Consider the following 25,853-nt stretch of genomic DNA (forward strand, 5'->3'; position numbering starts at 1 on the left):
CCTTTTGGTATCAACACATTGATACCAAACCATAATAACACTCTTTATTACAAAAGTCAAAAAAAACCTTTCATTAGAAAGGTCACTTTTTAATCCACTATATAACTTTTAGAAACACTACTATATTAATTCTATCTTCAACAATTTATGAAATATGAACAATATAGGATATAATATAAATAGCAGCAACAAATATAGAATAAATCATTAAAGTATGTAGTTTTTTTCTTTTTATTTTAATAGGCTTATTTTCACAAGTATAATCATACAATTCAGACAATTGAATTGTTTCTACAAATTCAAGTTTACGATCATAATCTAATTCTATTAAATCAGTTGGTTTCACCAAAGTTTCGCATTTTTCAAAATAATTTAAACCAACACTAGCAAGTAAATTATAAACAAATTGACTACAAAACATAATATTTGCCTTATATGTTTTATTCAAAGCCAAACCAACAAGATTATAAGCACTACCCTCTTGATTTATTTGTTTTATTTTATTAATCATCTCTTGTTTTTGTTGTTTCGATGTAGGTAAACGGTAAACACGAATAGAAGCATCATCTTTTTTACAGAAATACTTGATAATCTCAGGATTCAATCCTGGTGGCGTTACTTTCTGTCCACCATTATAACTAATCAACGTTTTTAAATCTTTATCAAAAGCAATCGATGCATGATTATATGGTTTATTAGTAAAAACTCCAATAACATCAGAAGTAATACTACCTGTATCAGATAAAACAATATATACATAATCATCATCCAAAGATTTATCTAAATTACTCGTGTATTCATCACTTAAAGAATCAAAATTTAAATACTTATTAATACTATTTCTAGGAATTTCATCCTTCAATTCATAGAAAACTTCTCTATTAATTACTCTTCCTGCTTTTTCTAAAGAACTAGCTTTTTCTCGAACTAACTGAGACAAAATACGAGCATCTTCAAATGATAAACATGTATCATCAATTGTATGAAAAATATACTCTTTATTTTCTTCATTAATTATATAATATTCACAGGTAAAAGAAAGTAATAACAGTAAAATTGAAACTATTGTATTCAGTGTATTCCATTCGAAAAAGAAAATAAAAAACACTTGTATAACTAAAATAGTCGTTTGAGCAAATACACCAATAACTATTTGGGATCTTTTAGAATACGTATTAAATACATTAAACACTAAAATACACGCTATAAAAACATATAAGATAGTATGTAAAGACATATTAATATAACGATCTTGGACAGCTACAATAAATATAATAGCAAATAGTAATAAAAAAGACTCAAAAAACTTTTTGAAAGAAATCATAGTTGGTCTCCTTTCTTTTATAAACTGCTTTATCATTATAACTCACTGTTGTATAGATGTAAAGAAGACAAAAACCTCTTTATCAAAAGAGGTTTAATTATCGAATAAATCTTGTGTTTCACTAGAAGTTAACTGGATTATTTCATAAAAATATTCTTTTTGTGTTTTATTCCCTCTTTCCAATTGAGCTGCAATTTTCCCATCTTTTATAAACAATAACTTAGATGAATAAGAAGCAATTTGAGCATCATGACTAACCATTACAATCGCTAGATTATTTTCATTATTCATTGTCTTTAACATAGACAGAAGATCGTGAGAATTTTTGCTATCTAAATTACCTGTTGGTTCATCTGCGATAATAATTTTAGGATTGGTAACTAAAGATCTACAAATGGCTGCTCTTTGTTTTTGACCACCAGAACATTCATTAGGGAATTTATGAAGCAAATCACTAATCATTAATTTATCCGTATATTCTTTTACTAATGTTTCAATATTATTGATTGATTTCTTTTGTAATGATAAAGGAGTAGCAATATTTTCGTAAATAGTTAATGACTCAATTAAATTATAATTTTGAAATATAAAACCTAATTTCTCATATCTAAACTTCCCTATTTCTCTTTCACTCATTAACTTTATTTCTTTACCATCAATCTTTAAAATACCTTTACTAGGTTCATCAATCGTAGAAATATTATTTAATAAAGTAGATTTACCAGAACCAGAAGGACCCATAATACATAAAAAATCACCCTCATATACAATCAAACTAACATCACTAAGTGCTTCTAAAGCATGATCTGTATTTTCATTATATATTTTTGTAATATTCTTAGCATCAATTAATATTTTATTCATAAACTTCTCCTTTTACTTTGATATTAACAGTTCGATTATATAAGTACATTGTAACAATCATGGATAAAAGTGATGGAAATACATAAAATAGGATTAAAGAAAATAACATCTTTGTACTTAATCCACCTGCTATCACAAATTTTAAACCTATTATTAAAATATAAGGTAATGGCATTACTAAAATAGTTCCATAAAATATCATAACTTCTTTTATAATCATATTTTTACGCTCTTGATAAATATAACCAATCTTTGCCATCGCAATAAACTCACCTTTTCGTAAAACAACAAGATCACAAAACTTACATACAAGCCCAACAATAATAAGAATAACAATGGATATGTAACTTAAAATAGCAGTGAAGTATTCATTTGATGAAGGATCTTGACCTATTAAAATAGGTACTAATAAAGTAATCAAACAAAGCATTAACATACTCATAATAATAGTCCCTTGCATTGAAACACAATAATTACTAAAAGGGATAAAAGAAAATGGTTTTTCAAGAAGTTTCTTCAAATTTAACTGACGAACCACCTTAGGAATAACTTGTTTAATAATCCCATACATTGCAAAAGAACCAAGAAAAGTAGGAACAACATATGCTACAGCATAATGTTCTTGGAAAACAATACTAATCAAAGCTGCAAAGTATATAAAAATATAAACTGGTGTTTTTATTTTAGTATCTTTTATTATTGTACCACTTGCTTTTTCTGTTCTTCCTAACAATACTTGAATTGTGTTTCGATGTGAAAACCCGGCAATTGATATCATAATAGTCATTATAATAGGAATAATAGTGAAACTACATCCAAAATAAGTAGAAAAAGGAACATGATAGACAATATTAATATTAAGATATTGATACATAATGGTATATAACTGATTTAATGCGATAGTTCCTAATAAAAAGGATAAAGGTATTGTAATAATTAAGATAACAGTAATTTGACAAGCTACATATAAAACAACATCAATAAAAGTCCCCCCACTAATATAGATTAGTGCAAACTCTTTGACTTTTTTATTCAAATAATAATCACTAGCATATAATATCATCACCCAACAAATACAAATAATTAAAAAAGGTAAACCAATTGACAATGGTACGGATACCTGATTCCAAGAAGCACCACCTGATACTGTATCACCTTGTACTAAATATGGATTATCAATAATATCGATAAATATAAAACTGATAAATAACGAAAATAATAAAATAAAACTATAACTAATTGATTTTATGTATTCTCTTTTTAACATCTGTAACGCAAATTTAATAGTACCCATGATTAGCCCTCCTATCTATTATAGTAAATGAATCAAATATAATTATATTACTTTTACAGTATTTGAAAAACATAACTCATTGATATTAAAAAGAAATACCGAAGTATTTCTTTTTAATATCTAGTAATATAACTTCTTGAAGGCGTTTCACTTATTGTAAAACTTCGCAGTGACCATTTTCTTTTTAACATTTCTTCATCAATTAGTTCTGTAAAATAATCACCAATCACTTCTAAGGTTGGAAATCTTTTATCAAAAGGAGCTAAATCATTTAATAAACTATTTTGATAAATAGATAAAAGATCTTTAATAACTGCTTCAATTTGACTAAAAGGAATTACTTTTTCACCCTGTACTTCAACCATAACAGTAATTTCCCATGTATGTGGATGAACTTGTCCTAAGCGATTTTCAATTAATACATAGTGATTTGCATCTAAATAGAACTTATATTGATACATTCTCTTTAACATTTATTTCTCCTCCTTTTTGAGCCATGAAAAAGTAATATCTTTCCACACATAGCAAAAAAACATACTTATTTCATCTTTAATAGTATAGGAACTGTTATTTTTATAGCGTAAATGACTAGTTTTTTTAGTCAAGATAAACTGATATGGATATGTCAAAACCTTATAAATAGGATGTAATAATAAGAAAATAAAGGAATGTAAATAATACTTTTTATCATCACAAAATAAAGATAGGTAAGATAAAATATTGAAACTATAGAATAGTGTACTAATAAGATAGATTCCATAAATACAAGCAAATGATATACCTAATTGATAGAAACCAAATATTGAATAGGTATAGATAGTCATGGAAACAAACCAAATAGCCTTTATCATGTATCCTAAATACATAACTAAGGAAGATAGAATTGATTTTTTAATTAATTGAAATGAAAATATTTTCAATTGATCCATATTCCATTGTCTTTTATTATAAACACATTGACGTATAGAATGAGTTGGTGGAATATAAAAAATAGCGTTCTCACATAAACTTACCTTAAAATTCTTAGCTGATAATTGAGCAGTTATATGACTATCTTCTACTAATGTATTAGTATCATATAAAAAAGTTGATAATATTGATGATTTTTTAAATACTGTATAAGGGGCAGAAACAGTCATTTGATTTTTTATGTTTGATTTATAATTTTTACCTGTAAAAAATGTTTTACAGAAATCCAAAAATTCAAAACGACGAATAAATCGTAAAACAATCGAACTTTTCTTTTTTATTTGTTTTTTATCAGTTAAAACAACTCCTGTTAAACAATCAATAGAACGATCGTTTTCAAAACGTGTAACTATATTACACAAAGAATCAACATGAAAATATCCAATTGTATCTACATTCACAATATATTTTCCTTCACTATTAAATAATCCCTTATTCAAAGCTTTCGCCTTCCCTAAATTAGACGAAATCCAACGCATATTAATATCATATTTTAATTGGCATAACTGAAAAACATCAAACGTATCATCCGTACATCCTGTATCTAACAACAAAATACTGATTAAATAATTTTCATAAGAACAATCATTTATGGAAGCAATACATCTTTCTAACGTTTCTTGACAATTATATACAGGAATTAAGATCGTTATTTCTGGGAACATTTTAGGAGGAATATCAATTTTAGGTTTCTTATTTTTATTTAAAAACAAATAACATAAAATGGCAGGTAGTAACTCAAATAAAAATGGAACAATAAGCCATAAACCAAAACAAAAGAAATAATGATAGAATAATTCCATTATAATTCCCTCCTATTTTTCCATTTTAACATCCTTTTCTTATTGAAAAAGATATATTTAAAAAATAAAAACAGTAATAAACAATAAATAATTGTAATAAAAATAGAAAAGTAAAAATATAATATATCCCCTACAAAAGATATGTATAAAGATAGAATAATAATTTTAATAATATTAAAATATATTATTACAAAAAAACCGATTAATAGATATTTGACTTTTTCTAGAATCTTGTATAAAGGAGAAACAACTAATAATGAAAAATAGAAAGAAATTTCTAACAATCCTGAAGTAAATAAAGTAATTAGATAACTATATACTTGATTTTGGTTTTGAAACACTAATAAGCCATAAACTGGATCCCCTTGAAACAAGTTTAACACTTCCCCTAATGGGCTTAAAAATAACGTGAACATATAAATAAACTCATACTTAAAATAAGGCATAAGCATATATATTCCGCAAAATAATCCAATAGCTATAAAAACGGAACCTAGTGTCGCTAATTTAGCACGATAACAAACAAAAATGCAATAAAGCCATATTACTAGAGCAATAATAATACTTATATTCATATTTATTCAACCCTTTCAATGCGATATAGCTGTATAGGTGAATCACTAAGTTCTAATGCGATTAGATTCTTATTCCCTATCAGACGATCGAAATCTTTAAAGATTTCTTCTGCAATCACTTCAATAGTTGGAATTTCAAAGAAAATATCATTTAAATATTTCCCTTTGTATCTCCTTAAATAGGTGATTAATTTTTTTTCCGTAATATCATAAGACATATTTTCTTGATGCTTCAAAAAAGCACTTACCACAAATGAATGAGTATGAACTTGTGTATTGTCTAATCTATTGCTATGAGCAGCATTAAAACTAAAAGAATATTTATAACATCCCATAATCATCCTCCTAAAGTTAGTTATTTTTAAATATACTATCAAATGGTAAAGGTTTCGCAAAATAATATCCTTGTGAATGCAAAATATGAAACTTTTCTACTTTTTCTTGAATTTCCTTATTCTCAACATATTCAGCAACTAAATCAATCGATAACTTATCACCTAAAGAACTAATTATATCTAATAAAACTTCACTATCTTTATCTTTATCTAATTCTTTAATAATTTGTCCATCTATTTTAATAACATCCGGATGTATCTTAATAATTTCATAAAGATTTGAGTATCCAGAACCAAAATCATCGACCGCTATTTTTGCACCATAAGTTCGTATTTCTTTAATAAAATCATTTAAACTAGACATATCTTCTATATAATCTTCTTCTACAATTTCAAAAGTAATCTGAGAAGGATTTTTATGAGACGCAAGTTTCTTTATAATAAAAGTTTTCAGTTTTGATGAAGAAATATCATGTGCTGATAAATTAATATTAATACCATAATCTAATCCATTAAAATCATTTAATGCTTGATCAATCATACGAATATTTAAATCTAAATATAAACGATATTTTTTAGAAATAGGCATAAATGAATAAGGTGTATGGATATTTCCATCCATGTCTTCTAAACGCATTAAAGCCTCGTATTTATCAATACATTTTGTTTTATTATTATATAGCCCTTGATAATAAGGAATGATTTTATCATTCGTTAAAGCATATTGAATTAATTGAATAGCATCTAATTCTGATTTTGAGGCATTACTTTGAACAGGTTGTAGTGAACTAATAATCATCCTGTTTTGTGATAATTTGTTATGTTCTAATTGTATATAAGCTTCTTCTAATAAAGAATCTCCCTTATCAACAACTATAAAACGTAAAAGGAAAGGTGTTGTTAATGTTTTGTTTTGATGATCATTGCATATAAATTCCATTTTATGAACAAAATCAATAAAATCATGGGTAGAAAGTATATTTTTACCAGCCAATACAAATGTACTGTTATCAAATATATAAGGGATAATAAAATCATTATGATCTTGAAATAAAGGAGAATATTTCATCATTTGAATGAATTGTTGAATGTTTTCAAAATATTCGTTTAAACCTAAATGAGAATGTAAAATATCAGAATTCTCAATTTTAATTAAACATATCTTATTAAACTTATTATCTTTTACATCCAATTCAAATTGAAACATATTCCCTAATCCATAAGTAGATTCTAATAATGTTTGACTGTTATAACCAGATTCTTTATTAATAATTTGATCTAAAATAACATCATTTTCAACAGAAGAAGTACGCCCTTGTTTATTTGTTAAAAACTCAAGCAAATCCTGACTATCATCTTGAATATCATCTAGATGCTTCAAAACATCCACATCCACATCTAAATAGTTTTCTTTTTCACCGAAACCAGTTAAAACACAAGAACCATTTAAAAGTGTATTCGCTCCATTATCATAACCAAACTCACCTAACAAGAAAACTCCATTAACAGGATTTTTATGAAAAGTAGTTAATTCCCATTGTGCACAATTTTTTAAATATAACTTTCTAAATAAACAACTGTAACAAAATAATGTTTCCATTGAGCTATTTTTAACTAAATAAGTAGTTTCTTTTACTTCTTCAATACATTTAGAAGGTGAAGTATAACTAATTTTAAATTTAGTTCCTTTTTCTAAACGACTAAAATACTGAGATATTTGTTGTGAATCTTCATCAAAATGGACAAAACGAATTGCACTAGGATGACTTTCTAATGATATTTGAAAGCGGACCAAAGGGTCTAATTTCGCTGTTTCTTCCCATGTTGTATAATGTTTTGTGCTTAAGAATCCTAGTTTCTCTTCTAACCATTCTCTGGCAGGAACATTTTCTATTGTAGTAATTACACGATCTTTTACACCTGTAATTGTATATGTTTTTGTAACCGGTGTATGTGAGGTATTAATACGGTGGAACGTACTAAATGTTTCTCCATAAACACCTGCACATATCAAAGCATTTGATTGATAAGTAGTATCATCAAAAACAAAAGGAGTTGTTTTACTTTGATATAATTCTCCTGACATTCCTCCAGCAATTTGTGTTTTAATCATTGCTATGTTTAATGTTTCGATAAGTTGATGAGCGTAATCATAATATGCGCCGACAAACATTCGAAGTAATTTTGGTTGGTTATTACCCCAAAACGAAGATACTTCATTACTAATTTCTTGATATGTTTTATTCTCTAAAGAAATCATGGTTGTATCGAAATTACTAGATTCATACTGTTCTATACATAGTAAAGTATGTTGATCGTATTGTTTATCATGATAAATAATACCATTTACACTACTCCCTATTATTTTACTATTTGGTAATAATTCTTTTACTTTTTTAGCAAATTCGACAGCATCTGTAGGCTCTAAAGCACACGTAAAAATTTGCACTAAGCACTGCTTAGCACTATCAATATCCTGTAAATTTTGTTCCAATAATTCAGTTGATTCAAACAAATGATGTATGACTTTCATTTTTACGCCCCCCTACTTAATTTATATTCTTGTTTAAAAAGATACATTTTTTGATCACACTCGTCTAAAATTTTTTCTATACTATTTCCACATCCTGTTTCTACTTCTTGTATCCCATAACTAATAGACATTGTATATTCTTTAGGACTAGCAGCTATAATTTCATTAAAGACAGACTGCATCTTCTGTTCCATCTCTAAATAAGAAAGCGTAGAAATGACAACAAATTCATCGCCTCCGATTCTACATAAATACTCAGTAGTATGATCAATATGTTGGATAGTACATTTTGTTACATAATTAATATAGTAATCTCCTTGGTTATGACCAAAATTATCATTTACAATTTTTAAGTCATTAATATCAATCAAGGTTATTGAAAATGAGTCATTAACAGTTAATCTTTTTTTAATTTCGTTAAAGCAAAAACGACGGTTATAACAACCAGTTAAAGCATCACTATAAGCAATTTGTGTTAAATTTAGTTGATTTGTTTGTTCTTTTGTGACATCTGAAACATAATGGACTAAAGCTCTTTTTCCTTCCCATAGAAAATCATAAGAACGTAAAGCATGGTAAGATTTTAAAATTTCATTATAGTATATTGTTGTTTCCTCATTTGCTAGTGCAGAATCCATTTTAGTAAAATGGATTTGACGAAGGGAAAAAGTTTCTAGTTGATAAGCTTCCTCTTTATTATTATATATAATAACCCCAGATTCTATATCTTCCACAACGATCCAATCACTGTGGGCATCCATGATTACTTTTAATAGATCAGTTGTTTTTTTTAAAGTGATTGCATTTTCTTTTAGTTTATTTTCTCTTTCTTCTAATTGACGAATCATTTCATTAAAAGACTCAGAAAAATCTCCTAAGAAGATAACTTTTTGAGCATAGTCCCCATTTGCAACTTGTTGTGTTTGCCAAGTTAAATGCTTCAAAACTCCATGTAATTCTTTTAAGCCACCGGTTAATAAGTTGTGTCGTCCTGGTAAAGGGGCATCTAAATTACCTTTACAAATATTGCTAGAAAACTCATTAAGTTCTTGGACACAATTCGATAAATAGAGCAATCCTTCTTGAACATTGTTGATTGTTTTGTCACAAGATACTAAATCATCTTTAGTAAGCTCTACATTTAAAAGTATTTTCTTGAGTTGTTCTAAAAGAAAATCATAATTAAACGAATCCATCGTATGCTATTCTACTACTTTAGCTTCGAAACGACAAACTCTAGCACCGCTTGCCCAACAATCTACTTCTGTCACAACATATTCTTTTTTTGTATATTCTTTTAAAACACCTGCTAAAAATCCTTCATCATAGTTGCATACAGTTTCACCTGTAATTGGTAAACCAGAACAATCTAAATCTTCTCCAATTGTTAATACAGCAAATCCAGTTTCAACATCAAACTTCTCTACACGTAAAACACCAATTTTACTTTCCACCAATGTTTCTTGTAATTGAGAAATAAATTCATTAAAAGGCAAATCTAAATTTAACATATGTTTTGCAAACTCACGACCAGCTAAATCCCCTGACTTTCTAAAAACATCAATCGCATTTTCTTTGCCATATTTTTCAATTAAAACATCTTTAATTGTAAATTGAAATAAGCGATATACATATACCGGCATTGATTCTCCTAAATTAGTACGTCCCTCTTCAATAGAGCCTATTGAATCCCAACTAAAACGATTATCTTCTTCACTTTTTAAAAATTCCAACATATGATTCTCCCCCTAATTTTAATTTATATTATAATAATTTTATCATAAAACAGCCTATAAATACTACTTTATACATCATAAAATATAGAAATTATGAAAAAAAGAGAAATTATTTTAACATTTCTCCCCTTTTTACATTTAAATTAATTTTATTAATTATTTGTTCATCTAAATTGTCTATATAATCAAATAATCCATCGACATCAATAATCTTTAACAAAGGATTACTAGCAATACTCTGATAATGAACATCATTCACTTCTGCCAAATATGTATAGCCTTTAATAACATTATGTAAGCATTTTTCTACATGATCATATCGATGTAAACAAACAGGTGTTTGACTATGATAATGGTTATTAATTAAAAAAGAACAATTTAAGTTATATGTATCATCATAATATTCTTCTATCTCTCTTAAATAACCAAAACTATAATACATCTCTAATCCACCAAAGCCCCATTGATCTTCTTGATTATTTTTACATAAAATTATTTTTAATTGTTTCTCATCCATAAAATAACATAAAAAACTACTATGTATCTTTGTAAGAGGTTTTAAATCAATAAGCGTATTTTTATAATTTTTATGAATAATTTTTACAATTCTTTCTATTTTTTGTTGATAGCCATGTTCCTTTGTTAAATAATCAATAATATATTCTTCATAGCTTTTATAGCCTGTTTGAGAGATGTTCATTCTTGATTTCATGGAACATAAGTATTCATCAAAAACATTCTTTTTATCGCTTGTTTCTTCACTTAAAGAATCAATAAAACTAATTGTATCATCTCCATGATACATAAAGATAGGATATGGTAATTCATCCCAAACACCTTTTAATGCTTTGAAAGTAACTAAGTTTACTTTCAAAAACATTTCTTCATAGTTTTTGCTTATAGAGATATTTAATTTTTTTTGAATATTATAATAATTTCTTAACAAAGATGCTAATGCAAATGAAATTACTAATCTATTTTTCATACTATAACTAGAAGTTCTAAAACCAGTATCAATATCAGGCCCTATATATTCTACTTGTTTTCGGTTATCATTTATTTGATATTCTGTATAGATATTATCTGTATAAAGACAATCATCTGATATTGTAGCAATCCATGCTGTAGCTTTAATGGAAAGCATTTTACCTGATTCAATATCACAAATAATACCTTTATCAATTTTTTCATTTAATGTAACCATATTTTTATATACTTCATCTAAAGTATCATATACTTCATCTAGAGTACCAATATTCTTTGTATAAATTATTTCATCCCCTAATGTTTTCCAAAATTGAAACCCACGAGAAGGACTATTAGCAAATTCACTAATAATATGACGTAAAATTTCACTAATAGCATAAGCCCATTTTCCTTTGTTTTTAGTTTTATATTTTGTTGAATTTACAATATCAAATGAAAAAAAGAAAGTTACAACTTCATCATCTTTATTATATTGAAAATCATCCATCTCCCCTATTCTAGAAACAAGAGGTTTTAATTCGGTACTTATTTTATTGTCTATCTCCATTTCATTACACCTAACCATTTCCCACGATTATTTGCAGCATATCTTGATACGCAAAAATAACGTGATAATTGTACGATATCAATATAATCATTAGTTGAATTCATATAAACATAATCAAGAAAATCTTTTTTTGGCATTAATAAATTATCAGCAAACTCTTGTGCTTGAAAGCTATATTCTGTAAAGCCTACTAGACTTTGATTTTCTTTGTAGTCGGTCCATTTTTCATTGTCTGTTAAATAACCCATATGTAAAAAAACATGTCCTAGCAAACAAGCGATTGCGTTATTTAAACGGGCTTGATTTTGTTTATCAGAAATATGTATTTCAAATGTATATTCCTTATTTTCAACAACTCGAACATCACCATTCAAAGGATAATCACTTTTTAGTATTACTTTTCCTCCGATTGATTTCACGATTGGAATGATATCGATTATTGGTATATTTATTTGATAGTAATCAATAATAATGTTACATACCTTGGTAATATCTTCTCTAGTCATTGGTAACATAATTTCCCACTCCTTGCTTTGTTTATACAATAATTATAGCACTAACATTTAAAAAAGGTAAAGAAAATCATGAAATATTCAATGTTTTTAGATTTCTTGTTATTTTTTTAGATAAGAATGTTTATATATAAAAGAAAAACCACCAATTAGGTGGTTAGGTTATTCATTAATATAGGTGATTTTATTTTCATTATATCGATCTTCATAATAATTAGCGTTTGACTTAGAAGGATATCCTATTGCAACAACACTTATTGGTTCTAAATAGTCTGGTAGTTGATACAGTTCACTAACATAAGTCATACGTTCTTTATTTGGCCACATACCACACCAAAGGGACCCTAACCCTAATGATGTAGCCTCTAGTAAGATGTTTTGAGTAGCTGCTGCTACATCGATAACAGCTGATTCAGGTTTTGTTAATTTTTGGGTGTTACTAACTAGTAAAATTGCTAGATTAGCTGTCGTTATTGCATTTGCATAAGGGTTGTATTTTGATAATTTTTCTAAGTTTTCTTTGCCTTTAATGACATAAAATTCCCATGGTTGTTGGTTTCTTGAAGAAGGTGCTTGCATTGCAGCTTTTAATAATAATTCTATTTTTTCATTCTCTACTTCTTTTTCATTAAATTGTCGTACACTACGACGATTAAAAATAGCATTCATTTTATTTAAATCCTTTCTATGATATCCTTTTTATCAAATCTTGATTTAGGTACATTTACATTTGGATCATTTGGCGAAGCATAACCTATTGCAACAACAAAACAAGATGTAAATCCTTTTTCATTTAGATTCAATAGGCTGTCTAAGCCATATTTATCGATGCCTTCAATACAAATAGAATCTAGTCCTAACATTGCGACCCCTACTAAAAAAGAGCCTAAATTTAAAAATAACTGATTTTCAGTCCAATGCTGAAAATCACGTTCTTTATAAATATGCATGTCACTAAACTGACACCTACTTTGATGAGCTAAAGACATTGCTTCATGATTTATAAACCTTCCATCACTAGCTTCTTTTTGTAATAATTTAACTAAATAATCTTCTTCTAGCCTAGCTTTACATGAAAATACAACCGTAATACAAGAATCTAAAATTTTTGCTACATTCGTTGGATACTCTTGTTTACATGCAGTAGCAATTTTTTCTTTGCCAATCTGTGTATTAGCAATAACAAAATGCCAAGGTTGTAAATTTGTAGAAGATGGTGCTAACTGTAATAAACTTTCAACTGCTAACAATTGTTCATTGGTTAATTTTCTATTTGGTTCAAATTGTTTACATGAATAACGATTTTCCATTAAATCAATAATATCCATAACGTCTCCTTTATAAATCTAACTCTTAATCTTATCTAACAATTCCTGATTTTATACTTCTTTTACATCACTAACTGACCAAGTTTTTATATTAAGACTCACAATTCCGCTACCACAATACTCACAAAACTTGTCACCTAAGTTTTTAACAGGTGCTCCACAATTAGGACAATTCAAGGCTAAAGCATCACTATATTCAAACTCTGCTAAATCGCGATCTTGAATATAGATAACATCTATATTATATCTTGTTTGAAAACAAACAGATTTATTACCAGAAACTATTTCTTTATTATTGTCTTCTACATAATGATAATATTGGATAGAAGCTTGAAATGTAATCTTACATTTTCCTTTTTGTTTCGTATAATTATTTAACTGACAATCATGGATTAACATATTTGTAAAATGTTCTTTATATTGTTTCGATGAAAGCATTGCTAAATGCAATTCTAATTGATGAATCAAATCACTATTTACATAATCCGGTAAATCAATATGATTATTATTGATGGATAATAAATAAGCCGACAATACATGTTCTGCTCTTTCTCTCATTTCATCATAATGAAAATCAGGAAAATCTTCCATAATATTTGGTAAATATAATCTTGTAACACCTGCTATTGACTTAGGTGTTGATACATACTCTTGTTCAATTTTTTGAAAACCTTGTAACAAAGATTTTGTCCCAAAAGCAGTCCTTGAAAACTCTTCTATTTTAGTTTTTATATAAAAAACTAATCCACCTATCAAACAAACTAAAATAATTAATAAAAATAATGTAATTTGCATAATCTCACCTCTTATTAATAAAAATTATAGCATAAAACTTTAAAAAAATAAGCTCTTAATAAAAATTAATTCTATAATATAAAAACTATTATTGATTTCCAATAATAGTTTTCCATTTTTCTTCATTACCATAACCAAATTGTCTCATTAATTTACCACAGTGCTTTTCCATGATTAAAGCATCTTCTTTATTCCATAAGTCCCATGATGTACTTGGTTGTTTGGAATCAATTTTTTTATCAATTAATTCTGGTATAAAAGTAGCAGATATTTTTTGATAAGAAAAATCGGTAGCAAAGTTTAATAATTCTTCGAAATTTCTTTTTTTATCTTCTGTTAAAAATATATCTTCATATTTAAATACTTGAAAATTATCTTTATTTTTCATTTCTTCTAATACGTAAGTATTTAACTTATTATAGAACCAACAATACTTTTCAAACTTAGAAAAGCTTGTCCAATCTTTTAGATAAGGATCCTCTTTAAAACAATTAGGTTGTAAACTAATATTACGAAAAAAGAACTCAATTGGTCCATACAAGCTATATTCTGTTTTATTTAATGCAGAATAAATCCATGTCCTAGGATCCCGTATAATAAAGACAAAACGTGAATCTTGATAAATTTCATCAAGTAACCCTAATAAGCCATAAATATGACCAGAAGAATACACAACAACATTTTCCTTATATAACGCATCAACTTGATTATTAATTTTTCGTGCATTTTTGCAAGCTTCCTCTTTTGAAATAGTACCAGCAATATAATCTCTACTTAGTTTATACATAGAATGATTATTCATCCCTTGACCAAATGACATATGAAATAAACCATAATCTTTTATTTGTGATAAAAGTTGTTTTGGCTTTGAAAACCAGGGTGTTCCTGGTTCATGTAAAGAAACTGAATCTTCAATCATCATATTTAAGTATTTAGCAAAGAACTGCGTAGCAGTTCTTCCTGTTGAACATATAAATATTCTTTTTTTAGACATAATTACTCCTTCTTTACTATTAGTTTATCGATTATTTCAATAGCAATATCATTTGCACTAATAATTTCTGTATCAAATTCAAATTCTGGATTTGTTGGAATTTCATATGGATTTTGAATACCTGTAAAATTAGTTATCTCATTTAATCTTGCTTTTTGATATAAGCCTTTGACATCTCTTCTTTCACATTCTTCAATAGAAGTGGATAAGTAAACTTCATGAAAACAATCACCTATTGCTTTTCTAGCTTTTTGTCTATCTTTTTTATAAGGAGAAATTAAAGAAGTAATTACAATAAGTCCTGCATCATTCATAAGTTTAGCAACTTCAAAAACTCGCCTTATGTTTTCGACACGATCTGATTCATCAAAAGATAAATCTTTATTTAGACCATGACGTAAATTATCTCCATCTAATAAAATAGTATGTTTTCCCATTGCTATTAGATGTTTTTCTAATGCATTAGCAACTGTTGTCTTACCGGCACCACTTAAGCCAGTCAACCAAATAGTTAATGGTTCTTGATGTTTTTGATTCGAACGAACTTCCCTGGTAATATCAATATCTTGCCAAATAATATTATCCGTTCTTTTTAATTCTTTTATAATAGTCCCGCACGCAGAAGTTTGATGAGAAATACGGTCAATTAGGATAAAACTCCCGATACTTTCTGTTTTTGAGAAAAGGTCTAATGTTATTTGGTTATTTAACATGATTGTTACTTCTGCAATATCATTCATAAAGACTTTTCTTGCTGATAAGAATTTTCCTGTTTGTAAATCAATACAATGATTAATGCTCATTATTGTAGCAGGTATTAATTTAGTTCCACATTTAAATAGATAATTTTGACCAACACCTAATTCATGATGATCCATCCACAATATTTTTGCTTTTAAAAGGTCAGTAGTTATTAATTTAGTATTATTTGAAATAATATCACCTCTTGCAATATCAATTTCTTTATCCAAACAAACAGTCACACCTTGTCCTTTTAAAGCACTATCTACATCTTTACTTCCTATCAAAATACGATTTACTGTAGCATGATTTCGATTTGGATAAATAGTAATATTTTGTCCCACAGTTAAATTACCAGCTTCTAATTGTCCTTGATAACCCCTAAAAGTATTATCTGGTCTACAAACTCGTTGTACTGGTAATAAGAAAGTATCATTGGCTCCCTGATCATGAATAACAACAGTTTCTAAATATTCAAAAAGTGTTTTCCCTTTATACCAAATTGTATTTTTAGATCTTTTTGTAATATTATCACCTTTGGTCGCTGATACTGGAATAGCATGAATTGTTTCAACTTCAAGATTCGCACAATGTTGTGTAAAATCTCTTACAATCATTTCAAATCTTTCTTGATCATAAGCAATTAAGTCCATTTTGTTTGCTGCTAATATAAAATGCTTAATACCCATTAAATTACAAATATTAATATGTCGTAAAGTTTGTGGTAAAACTCCCCTAGAAGCATCTATTAGAATAATTGCTAAATCAGCAAATGATGCACCAACTGCCATATTTCTAGTATATTGTTCGTGTCCTGGACAATCAGCAACAATAAAATTTCTTTTTTCAGTAGCAAAATATCGATATGCAACATCGATTGTTATTCCTTGTTCTCTTTCTACCATTAATCCATCAAGTAATAAAGAATAATCAATATCTTCATTTTCACTAGATATTTTACTTGCTAATTCAATTGCTTGTTGTTGATCAGTAAAAATCATTTTTGCATCATAAAGCATATGCCCAATTAATGTAGATTTCCCATCATCAACAGATCCACATGTAATAAACTTTAGTATATCTTTTTGTGCCATTAGAAATATCCCTCTCTTTTTCGTCTTTCCATACTTCCAACTTCTTCACTATCAATAACACGTGTCGATCTTTCAGAACAAACAGCACCTAAAGTTTCATTAATGATTTCATTAAGTGTTGAAGCATGTGAAACACAACCTCCTGTTAATGGATAGCACCCAAGTGTTCGAAAGCGAATACTTCCTACCTTTAGTTCTTCGTTAGGTAATAATTTCATTCGGTCATCATCAACACAAATAATATTACCTTCTCTTTCTACATAAGGTCTTTCTTTAGCAAAGTATAATGGTACAATTTCAATATTTTCTCTAGCAATATATTGCCAAATATCTTTTTCTGTCCAATTGGATAAAGGAAATACCCTCAAGCTTTCTCCTTGATTTATTTCCATGTTATATAATTTCCACATTTCAGGTCTTTGATTTTGTGGGTTCCACGTATGTTGAGCACTACGATGTGAGATAATACGTTCTTTTGCTCTAGATTTTTCTTCATCTCTACGACCACCACATATAGCAGCATCAAAACCATAATGATCTAACCCTTTTTTTAATGCTTCTGTTTTCATGATATCTGTATATGACTTACCATGATCAAAGGGATTGATATTTTTAGATACACCTTCTTCGTTACGATACGTATACATTTTGATACCTAATTCATTTGCTCTTTTATCTTTGAATGAAATCATTTCTTTAAATTTCCACGTTGTGTCAATATGTAAAAAAGGAAATGGTGGTTTTTCAGGATAAAACGCTTTTAATGCCAAGTGTAACATTACACTACTATCCTTACCTATAGAATATAACATTGCAGGATTTTGACATTCTGACACTACTTCTCTAATAATATAAATCGCTTCTGCTTCTAATTGATCCAAATATGTTAATTTTTCCACGGTTCTTGTCCCCCTAAAGTACCATCCAACAAATTTAATAATATTAAATGAATAAGATTTCCTACTATCAATAGTTAAAAATAATTAAGATTAAGATAACTATTGTAAAGATGGCTATATTCATCTTACTTTATTAAACATTAATTAATTCATTGAAATTTGTTGAAAATGTGTACTATTGTGTGAAAATAAAAAACATATCTTTAGAATATGTTTTTATAGTTGATTTTATTTTGATGTTTCATAGGAGAAACTAAGTTATTACTATTAATTTTATCTTTAAGAGTGGCACTGATCCCTAGTCACTATATCAATTTTATAAAAGTCTATGCATTATCTTGTAACCATTCTTGATACATAAGAGGGATCCTTTCATTAAAATTCCTATATTCAACACAACAATGGTCCGCCATGCCCTGTGCTTGCTTTTGTGTAAGTAACAATTTCTTTAGTATTTTATTTTTTACATTCTTTCCAAGCCAAAACCGACTAACAAGTAGTAAACCTTTTTCTGTTTTGAAAAAAACATGAGACATCTCTGTATTTGGAATTAACCCTTTAAATGCACCAACATGGCCACAGATAATGACCTCCACATCTTGTTTTTCCATAATGTTCTTAGAGAATCCAAATTCATTAGGTTGTACAAATTCAATGCTTAATGGTGCTAACAATGATCCTACTCTTTCTACTGGATACTGTGTATTAGGTTGAAATTCAGGAGTGGTTTTTTGTTGGAAATATCCTAAATCTTTTTTTGCATAACTGATACTTTTATGTTCTCCAGGATACCATGCTTGATATCGTTTACTATTTTGTGGATGCCACCAAAACCACCAGCTTACCATTTCTTTAGTAACATCAGGCATCGGTGTATACATTGAAACTAAATAGGATTCATCATCCATTTTGACACAACCACACTCAAGTCGTAATTCTTCTTTTTCCAAAATATCATTCTTATCCTTAAATTGAGTTTTTGTAATGTTACCATTATATATGTTTTGTTTTATATCCTTTGGTATATCACAGTTTTTCATACTCATGTATTTATCTAAATTCATTATTATCTCCTTTGTTTAACAAGCTATTTATATTATATCGCTTTCTAATAATTTATACTATTCGAAACAATATAGAATTAGTCTTTTTATTTCTAGAATATCAAAATAACCAATAATGCCTTAGTTTAGTCTTTATCTTTACGTATTAAATAATTTATTAAATCTCGAAACATCAATCCAAGAGTAAATGTTGTTAGAAAACTTGGCTTTACTTTCTCTGGTTGTCTTGTGATATTAACTCCAAAAAGTGTTGCAATAGCTTTATCTTCATCAACTAAAAGCTGTATGTTTTCATTTGAAAAAATCACTTTTTTATCAATTGCTTTTTTAATAAAGTTATATCTATCTGTATTATTTGATAAGGACATTGCAATATCAATCACTTCATTTTCATCACCAAAATCTTTTACTTTATTCACAATTAAATTTTGTTGATTCTTATCTAATTGAAAAAACTTATTATAAAAAATAGACCAAGGAAGATCTTCCAAGTTATAATTTAATAATTCTAGGATATCTTTTTCAAAAAGCATCGTATAATCTTGTAAATAAATAATTTGTTCCGCTGTGAATTTATCAATACATTGATTTATCAATAAAACAACTGTTTCTTTATTAACGTATTCACAAATGTTTATGATTTGTTGAGAATTAAAATAGACTCTTTGATTTAGTGCTTTTCTAATAAGTTTAGATGCTCCTTTGTCATCGAATTTTCCACAATTTCAATGATTTCATCAACAGATGTAAAATCAGATAGAGAAGATATTCTATTAAGTTGTGTACTTTCTGCCCAACTATAAAAGTTTTCATAATAATATATCCATTTCATAGAGCTCTCCTTTTATTTACTTTATATCATAATTATACATTATGTTGATAAAAAAATATCATTTTATATTCTTTGCAATCACCAACATATTCTTGATAAATATTCCATAGACTTACTTGATCACTCACAAATACATGAGTCACTGGTCAATAAGTTTTCTACTTTGGATGATGGGTAGTCAAGTAAAGAACAACATTTTTATTGCACCTAATCTAAGATCGATAAAAACATATCCAATCGTTCATTAATATACCCTGCAAATAACTTTTCCATCTCACGCAAATTATGTTTTCCATGATATTCATCAAATGCATTATAATAACTTAAACGGTCAGTGAATTTAATATCAATAGGAGGAAATCCATGTTTCATTAGTTCTAAATTTACAAGCAATCGTCCACTTCTTCCATTCCCATCAATAAAAGGATAAATGGCTTCGAATTCAATGTGAAACCGTGCCATTTTTGTTGCGATATGTTCTTCGCTCTCTTGATACTCTATCAACAATTTTTCCATTTGTGGAGTAATTAAATATGGTTGCATTGGTTCATGGTTTGCCCCTAAAATCAAAACTGGCACTTTGCGATAAACACCTCTATCATCTTTTTTGTCAGATAACACGAGATAGTGAATTTGTTTTATGATACTCTCTGATAATGGCATATCGTCTTTCACTAAATCTCTTCCAAAATAGAATGCTTCTCTATGCCCCACTGCTTCCATATGATCTTTTAATGGTTTTTTATCAATCGTCAGCCCGCGAAGAACCATGTCTGTTTCTCGTAATGTTAGGGTATTCCCTTCAATTGTATTGGAGTTATATGTATACTCTATTGCAAATTGCTCCATTAATCGATGTACTTCTCCTTGTGTAAGGGGTCTTTTGGCATCTAGTTCTACTTTCTTTCGGTCAATCATAGTTAACAGGCTTTCACTTGTTTTCAATCTAGCATCGATAGGTTTATGGGCTGTTTGCGGTATTCGCCAACTTCTTCCCTCTTGATATGCTCCAGATATTTTCCCCTCTGCACATAAAGTTCTTACACGTCTATCTGATATATTCCATTTTCTGCAACTTGTTTTACGTTTAAATACATATTCTTCGCTCCAATCTAATCCTATTATACCCATTTATCGGAACGATATCAATGCTATCGGAACAATACAACTTTACTCATTTATATCCATGTTAATCCAACAACATTTGTTGTTTTGGCTTATGCTTTACAAAATCTATGGTATGAAATAGAACGAAGCAAAAGGCTCGTCCTATTTCATACCAATATTAGTTTCCTAGTTTCTGGGAAGTCTTCAACATATTCTCAATAAATATTCCATAGCCTTGACTTGGATCATTCACAAACGACTATGTCAAGCAAGGACTAAAAAAAATACCTTTTTTGATTTTCACTATTTTTCTCATTTAAATCCACTAACTTCTTATCTCCATCAAAACATCTTCTGGTATAAATAATTCAAATAATAGAATCACTTATACCAAAAGACATAATTACTAATATATCTTTTAGTTTAATCCCCCAGCCGGGTTACATATGCTTGAATAGCTTATTCACCACAATATAAAGCAATTCCCATTCGCTTTATATTAGTGCCACCTCTATCCATTTTTTCTCGAAGGATAGGTGCTAGTAATATTTCATTATCTCCTGCTGCAACGTAGGTAAGTAAATTCTATGGCTCAGTATCTTTAGGGTTGGACAGTAAAAGTGCTACTGCAGAAACTTCAACGCACGATTAGGAATTCACAACCTTCTATACAAATCATAAAAGGCGAAAACATTATCTAGTCATATGATTGTCCTATTTAATTATCAAGGTTCCGTATCTCTTGTTTGTTTCAAGAGTATATATAAAGTCTGCCTCATTCTTTTTGTTATTACGATTACCTACGTTTAGAACTTTTAACTCTTCCAATTACATATAGGTAATATTTTCTTCTTTCCAACAATAAAGAGCCGTTGTTCACTTACCAATTATTTGATAAATGTACAACAGCTCATCATGCTGGAATTATTCTTTAATTTTGTTTTCTCATCATTATATTTTTGCCACTATAAGCTTCTCTTTTGCATGATCTTGATACAATGATGGAAGTAATTTATCAAATACATAGCATAACACCAATGTAAGAACTGCTCCAACAATTGTCCAAAGTACCCTTTGCCCCACAATACTATAGCTTAAATCACCGCTTGCCAAAATATTGGCAGTTGTTGCGTGCATGCCAATGCACGCACTACCCATAATATACTTATTCGGCATGAAAAATCCAATTCCAATCATTGTGATAATAGCAACCGCAATTAACACCACCATGTTTGCATCCCAAAACACTAATCCACCAAGAACAATCATACTAATCAGTGCACCGATAATTCTTCTGTTCCCCCTGGTCCAAATTTTCCCGTATTCTCCATCAATCAACACGGCGCTTGCAGATATAATGAGCCAATATCCTCTGTGATCATATACAAGATATCCAACCCAGCAAACAACAAAAATAATCAAGCAGTGTATCCGTGTTCTTTGAATTATCATGCGATTTTCCTTGAAGAAGGTTTTATATTTGCACATTGCACCTTGAGATATACTATCAGCAGAATGTAATGGTGCACCTTTTTTACGAAGCCTAATAAATGTAAACACAAGTAGAATTACAGTGAATAGCAATCCCCATTTTACAATATCAGCCACAGCTTGCACTCCGCCAGCTTGATTATTTACGATTAAATAAAGAAGCCCAATGTGAAAGTAATAAGGGAATTTGTTATTTCTCACACTCCAAAAAATATAGGAACACCCATAAATCAAGGTGAACAAAAAAGGAACAAATATGGTATACTGCGCCGTGATTGCGCCCAATACACAAACTAGCATAAGACATAAACATCCCACGAAATTCGATCTCATTTTCGATAAAATTGACACTAATAATTCCTCCTATTAAATCGTATTAAATCGTTGATGTACAGAATCTTTTTCTATACTTGATTAAGTTTATAGTATCTGTTATAGTTGTAACACATGTTACAACTATAACAAATCAGAAATTTAAATGGAAGATACACAATCTTCTATTTTGTTACAGTTTGGAGGCTCTAACGTATGAAACAATCTGAAAGAAGCAAGCAATGGTTAGCAGATTCATTGCTTATTCTCATAAAAGACACGCCTTATAACCAGATTACTATCACCGACATAACGGAGAAAGCTGGCGTATCAAGACTTACTTTTTATAGAAATTTTGAAAACAAAGAAGATATTTTAAAGTTTCATTTCGACCGTGTATTCTCTGAATATATTTCATCAATTCAAGGAGACGAATTCGATTTAGAACAGGCTTTAGCTCAGTGTTTCTGTTTTTGGCAGAATTTAACACCTGAAATTAAAGTATGTCTACAAAACGACCTTCATAAGGTTATGTATCGTCCGCTAGAAGAATACTTAAATGTTGTTTTGTCGAAAGGACAATATAGCGATTCATTTACTCGAGTACAAAAGACATTTATTATTGGAGGTCTTTTTTCTTCTATGGTATCTTTTACAGACGAAAGCTCTGAAGAAACTCCCGAAGAAATGGCGAAGGCTGTACTAGGGATACTCAATCATAAACGAGCTCTCTAAAAATCCAATATTGCAACAGAAGATAATTACATTAGGATATTTTTGACACAAGAAAACAACCTAGCAGAATTTTCTGTTTAGGTTGTTTGTTGTTCATTATATATCCTTCAGAATATATCATATTTTTTCTTGTATAAAATTCTATTTCCTCCATCACCATCAATTACACCAGAATTTTCAAAACTCATTTTTTTATAAAAACGATTAGCTATAGGCGATGATACAAAACACTCAAGTATTATTTCTTTATTGGTTTTAGATATTTCTCTTGTAGCATAGTCTAAAAGTTTTTGTCCAACGCCCTTGCCCCAATGTTCATTATCCACTGATAATCTTTGTATTTCATTTCCCTCTATGAAAACAAATCCAATTACTTTATCATCACATAATGCAACACTTGCATTTTCATATATACTTGATAAATCACTGTCACAAGCACCACTTTCTATATATCCGTCTGCTAACTCATCTCCAAGATGTGTTCTTTCATATATATTTACATTTTTACGCCCAGGTTCTAATACCGCACTTTTATCATTGTCACTTGCTTTTCTAATTTCAACTTCCATGATTACCTCCTGTCCTTTATAATACCTTAACACAAACTCAATAAATATGTCTATCAGTGCTAGGAATTATCTTTGACACCATTTTTACACCATCTAAAAATCACTTCTTCAATTTTTGATAAAAGAATTTCTCCAGAACCCTTCTATTCTTCCGTGAGCTTTTTAATTGATTGTTCTATATCTTCTATAGATGGTAGTGCACTTTCAATCTCCGTTGGTAATAGTTTTGATAATTGGTATTCTGATATTCCAATCGGAACACTACTTGCTTCGACTGCATATTGTGCCATTACATTATCTTTTGTTTTACAAATAATAAGTCCTATCGTAGGATTATCTACATCCTTTTTTAATTGATGATTAATAGCCACCACATAAGTCCCTATCTGACCTAAATGAGATGCATCAAATTCTCCTATTTTTAAATCTATTACAATATAACATCTTAAGTTCATATGATAAAATAATAAGTCTACAATTACTTCTTTTTCTCCGATAACTAGTGGCTGCTGACGACCTATATATGCAAATCCTTGTCCAAGTTCTAATAAAAACTTTGTAATATTACTTGTCAATGCATCTTCTAATTCTTTTTCTCTATATCCTTCTGTCAATGTAATAAAGTCAAAATTATATGGATCTTTTATTGCCTCTTTTGCTAAATCGCTCTGAATTTCAGGTAAATGCACCTCAAAATTTGTAATTGCTTTTCCTCTTGCTGCATATAAATTTACACTCAAATAATTTAGTAGCATTGATCTGCTCCAACCATTTTCAATTGTTTTATTCACATAAAAAATTGCTTCCTGCACATCTTTACACTTTGTCATAATTAAAATATGATGCCCCCAAGGTATCATACATATTTGTTTTAAATCGTCAACAAGCTGTTGACGATTTTCTTCCGACAAACAATAAAACTCATAAAAACGCTTCATATATTTTAAATTAGTAACCGAAAATCCTTTGACATCAGGAAATTCTTTCTTCATTGAAAAACTCATCGTGCGATAAAATCCAATCCCCCATACGGATTCCACCTTCTTTTGAGAAATTTCTTTACCTATTTCTAAATACATTCTAATCATTTCTGTATTAACTTGAACAGCTGCCTTTAATTGACTTACATGTACTAATCGCTTTATATCGTTTATCCATATCTGATATTCTTCATTATTTACAATTTTCAAATCATTATTCATCTTTATTCCTTTCTCATAATATTCATTTGATCCATCGCTCTATGGTATCCCATGCTCCTTTATTACGTAGCCTTACTTTTTGTTGCTCTGCTACTGTTAAAACTCTACTTTCTGTTTTGGTCTAATTGTTTTAAATTCTTTCTCTTTTAAGTCTTTACCCATTTCTTACCATCCTTTCAATAGAAATGGAGTAAACTAGCATGTTGTAATT

At 28.7% G+C, this 25,853-nt stretch carries 26 protein-coding genes; 1 reads left to right on the top strand and 25 read right to left on the bottom strand.

The window, feature by feature from the left end; genetic code table 11:
* Window positions 1-145 precede the first annotated feature (145 nt).
* From LRR82_RS04745 to LRR82_RS04855, 23 genes are all read right to left on the bottom strand, one after another.
* The gene (locus tag LRR82_RS04745) at window positions 146-1,324 is read right to left on the bottom strand and encodes a hypothetical protein (RefSeq protein WP_249030382.1); all 1,179 of its coding nucleotides are present in this window, start codon (window positions 1,322-1,324) and stop codon (window positions 146-148) included.
* A gap of 93 nt (window positions 1,325-1,417) precedes the next feature.
* Window positions 1,418-2,188 carry an ABC transporter ATP-binding protein gene (locus tag LRR82_RS04750; RefSeq protein WP_249030383.1) on the bottom strand — a complete coding sequence of 257 codons (771 nt, stop codon included), beginning with the start codon at window positions 2,186-2,188 and terminating at the stop codon, window positions 1,418-1,420.
* On the bottom strand, window positions 2,181-3,482 hold the full coding sequence (locus tag LRR82_RS04755; protein WP_249030384.1) for a hypothetical protein: 1,302 nt from the start codon (window positions 3,480-3,482) through the stop codon (window positions 2,181-2,183). The genes LRR82_RS04750 and LRR82_RS04755 overlap by 8 nt, the downstream gene beginning before the upstream one ends.
* Window positions 3,483-3,595: 113 nt before the next feature.
* Window positions 3,596-3,955, bottom strand: a complete 360-nt coding sequence (locus tag LRR82_RS04760) for a 6-carboxytetrahydropterin synthase (protein ID WP_249030385.1) — start codon at window positions 3,953-3,955, stop codon at window positions 3,596-3,598.
* Window positions 3,956-5,254 carry a glycosyltransferase gene (locus LRR82_RS04765; RefSeq protein ID WP_249030386.1) on the bottom strand — a complete coding sequence of 433 codons (1,299 nt, stop codon included), beginning with the start codon at window positions 5,252-5,254 and terminating at the stop codon, window positions 3,956-3,958.
* The gene (locus LRR82_RS04770) at window positions 5,254-5,829 is read right to left on the bottom strand and encodes a hypothetical protein (protein WP_249030387.1); all 576 of its coding nucleotides are present in this window, start codon (window positions 5,827-5,829) and stop codon (window positions 5,254-5,256) included. Before LRR82_RS04770 ends, LRR82_RS04765 begins: the two co-directional genes overlap by 1 nt.
* A gap of 2 nt (window positions 5,830-5,831) precedes the next feature.
* Entirely contained in the window at window positions 5,832-6,164 is a 333-nt protein-coding gene (locus LRR82_RS04775) for a 6-carboxytetrahydropterin synthase (RefSeq protein WP_249030388.1), read from the bottom strand.
* Between the two features lie 16 nt (window positions 6,165-6,180).
* Entirely contained in the window at window positions 6,181-8,697 is a 2,517-nt protein-coding gene (locus LRR82_RS04780; RefSeq protein WP_249030389.1) for a bifunctional diguanylate cyclase/phosphodiesterase, read from the bottom strand.
* A 2-nt stretch (window positions 8,698-8,699) separates the two neighbouring features.
* Window positions 8,700-9,893 (bottom strand): GGDEF domain-containing protein, encoded by a 1,194-nt coding sequence (locus tag LRR82_RS04785; RefSeq protein WP_249030390.1) that lies wholly within the window; start codon window positions 9,891-9,893, stop codon window positions 8,700-8,702.
* A 6-nt stretch (window positions 9,894-9,899) separates the two neighbouring features.
* Window positions 9,900-10,433, bottom strand: coding sequence for a V4R domain-containing protein (locus tag LRR82_RS04790; RefSeq protein WP_249030391.1), 534 nt, complete (start codon window positions 10,431-10,433; stop codon window positions 9,900-9,902).
* A gap of 109 nt (window positions 10,434-10,542) precedes the next feature.
* Window positions 10,543-11,967 carry a hypothetical protein gene (locus tag LRR82_RS04795; protein WP_249030392.1) on the bottom strand — a complete coding sequence of 475 codons (1,425 nt, stop codon included), beginning with the start codon at window positions 11,965-11,967 and terminating at the stop codon, window positions 10,543-10,545.
* Window positions 11,958-12,482 (bottom strand): ImmA/IrrE family metallo-endopeptidase, encoded by a 525-nt coding sequence (locus LRR82_RS04800; RefSeq protein ID WP_249030393.1) that lies wholly within the window; start codon window positions 12,480-12,482, stop codon window positions 11,958-11,960. Before LRR82_RS04800 ends, LRR82_RS04795 begins: the two co-directional genes overlap by 10 nt.
* A 159-nt stretch (window positions 12,483-12,641) precedes the next feature.
* Window positions 12,642-13,148, bottom strand: a complete 507-nt coding sequence (locus LRR82_RS04805) for a nitroreductase family protein (RefSeq protein ID WP_249030394.1) — start codon at window positions 13,146-13,148, stop codon at window positions 12,642-12,644.
* Window positions 13,149-13,153: 5 nt separating this feature from the next.
* The gene (gene nfsB, locus LRR82_RS04810) at window positions 13,154-13,807 is read right to left on the bottom strand and encodes an oxygen-insensitive NAD(P)H nitroreductase (RefSeq protein WP_249030395.1); all 654 of its coding nucleotides are present in this window, start codon (window positions 13,805-13,807) and stop codon (window positions 13,154-13,156) included.
* 51 nt (window positions 13,808-13,858) lie between these two features.
* Window positions 13,859-14,602 (bottom strand): zinc ribbon domain-containing protein, encoded by a 744-nt coding sequence (locus LRR82_RS04815; protein ID WP_249030396.1) that lies wholly within the window; start codon window positions 14,600-14,602, stop codon window positions 13,859-13,861.
* An 88-nt stretch (window positions 14,603-14,690) separates the two neighbouring features.
* On the bottom strand, window positions 14,691-15,596 hold the full coding sequence (locus LRR82_RS04820; RefSeq protein ID WP_249030397.1) for a sulfotransferase domain-containing protein: 906 nt from the start codon (window positions 15,594-15,596) through the stop codon (window positions 14,691-14,693).
* A 2-nt stretch (window positions 15,597-15,598) separates the two neighbouring features.
* Complete coding sequence (gene cysC, locus LRR82_RS04825) at window positions 15,599-17,431, bottom strand: adenylyl-sulfate kinase (RefSeq protein ID WP_249030398.1); 1,833 nt, start codon at window positions 17,429-17,431, stop codon at window positions 15,599-15,601.
* Window positions 17,431-18,330, bottom strand: a complete 900-nt coding sequence (gene cysD / locus LRR82_RS04830; RefSeq protein ID WP_249030399.1) for a sulfate adenylyltransferase subunit CysD — start codon at window positions 18,328-18,330, stop codon at window positions 17,431-17,433. Before cysD ends, cysC begins: the two co-directional genes overlap by 1 nt.
* A gap of 326 nt (window positions 18,331-18,656) precedes the next feature.
* Entirely contained in the window at window positions 18,657-19,394 is a 738-nt protein-coding gene (locus LRR82_RS04835) for a DAPG hydrolase family protein (RefSeq protein ID WP_249030400.1), read from the bottom strand.
* A 125-nt stretch (window positions 19,395-19,519) separates the two neighbouring features.
* Window positions 19,520-19,990, bottom strand: coding sequence for a hypothetical protein (locus LRR82_RS04840; protein WP_249030401.1), 471 nt, complete (start codon window positions 19,988-19,990; stop codon window positions 19,520-19,522).
* 74 nt (window positions 19,991-20,064) lie between these two features.
* Window positions 20,065-20,226, bottom strand: a complete 162-nt coding sequence (locus tag LRR82_RS04845) for a hypothetical protein (RefSeq protein WP_249030402.1) — start codon at window positions 20,224-20,226, stop codon at window positions 20,065-20,067.
* Between the two features lie 207 nt (window positions 20,227-20,433).
* Window positions 20,434-21,357, bottom strand: coding sequence for a Fic family protein (locus tag LRR82_RS04850; protein WP_249030403.1), 924 nt, complete (start codon window positions 21,355-21,357; stop codon window positions 20,434-20,436).
* A 927-nt stretch (window positions 21,358-22,284) separates the two neighbouring features.
* Entirely contained in the window at window positions 22,285-22,941 is a 657-nt protein-coding gene (locus tag LRR82_RS04855) for an FUSC family protein (RefSeq protein WP_249030404.1), read from the bottom strand.
* A 411-nt stretch (window positions 22,942-23,352) separates the two neighbouring features.
* On the opposite strand from LRR82_RS04855, the gene LRR82_RS04860 reads away from it, so the two are divergent.
* The gene (locus tag LRR82_RS04860) at window positions 23,353-23,871 is read left to right on the top strand and encodes a TetR/AcrR family transcriptional regulator (RefSeq protein ID WP_249030405.1); all 519 of its coding nucleotides are present in this window, start codon (window positions 23,353-23,355) and stop codon (window positions 23,869-23,871) included.
* Window positions 23,872-23,978: 107 nt separating this feature from the next.
* On the opposite strand, the gene LRR82_RS04865 is transcribed toward LRR82_RS04860, so the two are convergent.
* Together LRR82_RS04865 and LRR82_RS04870 are read right to left on the bottom strand one after the other, a co-directional pair.
* Window positions 23,979-24,440: a GNAT family N-acetyltransferase gene (locus tag LRR82_RS04865; protein ID WP_249030406.1), complete on the bottom strand. Its 462-nt coding sequence runs from the start codon at window positions 24,438-24,440 to the stop codon at window positions 23,979-23,981.
* Between the two features lie 143 nt (window positions 24,441-24,583).
* Window positions 24,584-25,642, bottom strand: a complete 1,059-nt coding sequence (locus LRR82_RS04870; protein ID WP_249030407.1) for a PDDEXK nuclease domain-containing protein — start codon at window positions 25,640-25,642, stop codon at window positions 24,584-24,586.
* Window positions 25,643-25,853 lie beyond the last annotated feature (211 nt).

It is taken from the genome of Tannockella kyphosi (assembly GCF_021054785.1).
In the GTDB taxonomy this organism is placed as follows: domain Bacteria; phylum Bacillota_I; class Bacilli_A; order Erysipelotrichales; family Coprobacillaceae; genus Tannockella; species Tannockella kyphosi.

Excerpts from the sequence above, each read along its gene's own strand:
- LRR82_RS04745 (WP_249030382.1), bottom strand. The coding sequence starts at position 1,324 with ATGATTTCTTTCAAAAAGTTTTTTGAGTCTTTTTTATTACTATTTGCT.
- LRR82_RS04750 (WP_249030383.1), bottom strand. The coding sequence starts at position 2,188 with ATGAATAAAATATTAATTGATGCTAAGAATATTACAAAAATATATAAT.
- LRR82_RS04755 (WP_249030384.1), bottom strand. The coding sequence starts at position 3,482 with ATGGGTACTATTAAATTTGCGTTACAGATGTTAAAAAGAGAATACATA.
- LRR82_RS04760 (WP_249030385.1), bottom strand. The coding sequence starts at position 3,955 with ATGTTAAAGAGAATGTATCAATATAAGTTCTATTTAGATGCAAATCAC.
- LRR82_RS04765 (WP_249030386.1), bottom strand. The coding sequence starts at position 5,254 with ATGGAATTATTCTATCATTATTTCTTTTGTTTTGGTTTATGGCTTATT.
- LRR82_RS04770 (WP_249030387.1), bottom strand. The coding sequence starts at position 5,829 with ATGAATATAAGTATTATTATTGCTCTAGTAATATGGCTTTATTGCATT.
- LRR82_RS04775 (WP_249030388.1), bottom strand. The coding sequence starts at position 6,164 with ATGGGATGTTATAAATATTCTTTTAGTTTTAATGCTGCTCATAGCAAT.
- LRR82_RS04780 (WP_249030389.1), bottom strand. The coding sequence starts at position 8,697 with ATGAAAGTCATACATCATTTGTTTGAATCAACTGAATTATTGGAACAA.
- LRR82_RS04785 (WP_249030390.1), bottom strand. The coding sequence starts at position 9,893 with ATGGATTCGTTTAATTATGATTTTCTTTTAGAACAACTCAAGAAAATA.
- LRR82_RS04790 (WP_249030391.1), bottom strand. The coding sequence starts at position 10,433 with ATGTTGGAATTTTTAAAAAGTGAAGAAGATAATCGTTTTAGTTGGGAT.
- LRR82_RS04795 (WP_249030392.1), bottom strand. The coding sequence starts at position 11,967 with ATGGAGATAGACAATAAAATAAGTACCGAATTAAAACCTCTTGTTTCT.
- LRR82_RS04800 (WP_249030393.1), bottom strand. The coding sequence starts at position 12,482 with ATGTTACCAATGACTAGAGAAGATATTACCAAGGTATGTAACATTATT.
- LRR82_RS04805 (WP_249030394.1), bottom strand. The coding sequence starts at position 13,148 with ATGAATGCTATTTTTAATCGTCGTAGTGTACGACAATTTAATGAAAAA.
- nfsB (WP_249030395.1), bottom strand. The coding sequence starts at position 13,807 with ATGGATATTATTGATTTAATGGAAAATCGTTATTCATGTAAACAATTT.
- LRR82_RS04815 (WP_249030396.1), bottom strand. The coding sequence starts at position 14,602 with ATGCAAATTACATTATTTTTATTAATTATTTTAGTTTGTTTGATAGGT.
- LRR82_RS04820 (WP_249030397.1), bottom strand. The coding sequence starts at position 15,596 with ATGTCTAAAAAAAGAATATTTATATGTTCAACAGGAAGAACTGCTACG.
- cysC (WP_249030398.1), bottom strand. The coding sequence starts at position 17,431 with ATGGCACAAAAAGATATACTAAAGTTTATTACATGTGGATCTGTTGAT.
- LRR82_RS04835 (WP_249030400.1), bottom strand. The coding sequence starts at position 19,394 with ATGAATTTAGATAAATACATGAGTATGAAAAACTGTGATATACCAAAG.
- LRR82_RS04845 (WP_249030402.1), bottom strand. The coding sequence starts at position 20,226 with ATGAAATGGATATATTATTATGAAAACTTTTATAGTTGGGCAGAAAGT.
- LRR82_RS04850 (WP_249030403.1), bottom strand. The coding sequence starts at position 21,357 with ATGGGTATAATAGGATTAGATTGGAGCGAAGAATATGTATTTAAACGT.
- LRR82_RS04860 (WP_249030405.1), top strand. The coding sequence starts at position 23,353 with ATGAAACAATCTGAAAGAAGCAAGCAATGGTTAGCAGATTCATTGCTT.
- LRR82_RS04865 (WP_249030406.1), bottom strand. The coding sequence starts at position 24,440 with ATGGAAGTTGAAATTAGAAAAGCAAGTGACAATGATAAAAGTGCGGTA.
- LRR82_RS04870 (WP_249030407.1), bottom strand. The coding sequence starts at position 25,642 with ATGAATAATGATTTGAAAATTGTAAATAATGAAGAATATCAGATATGG.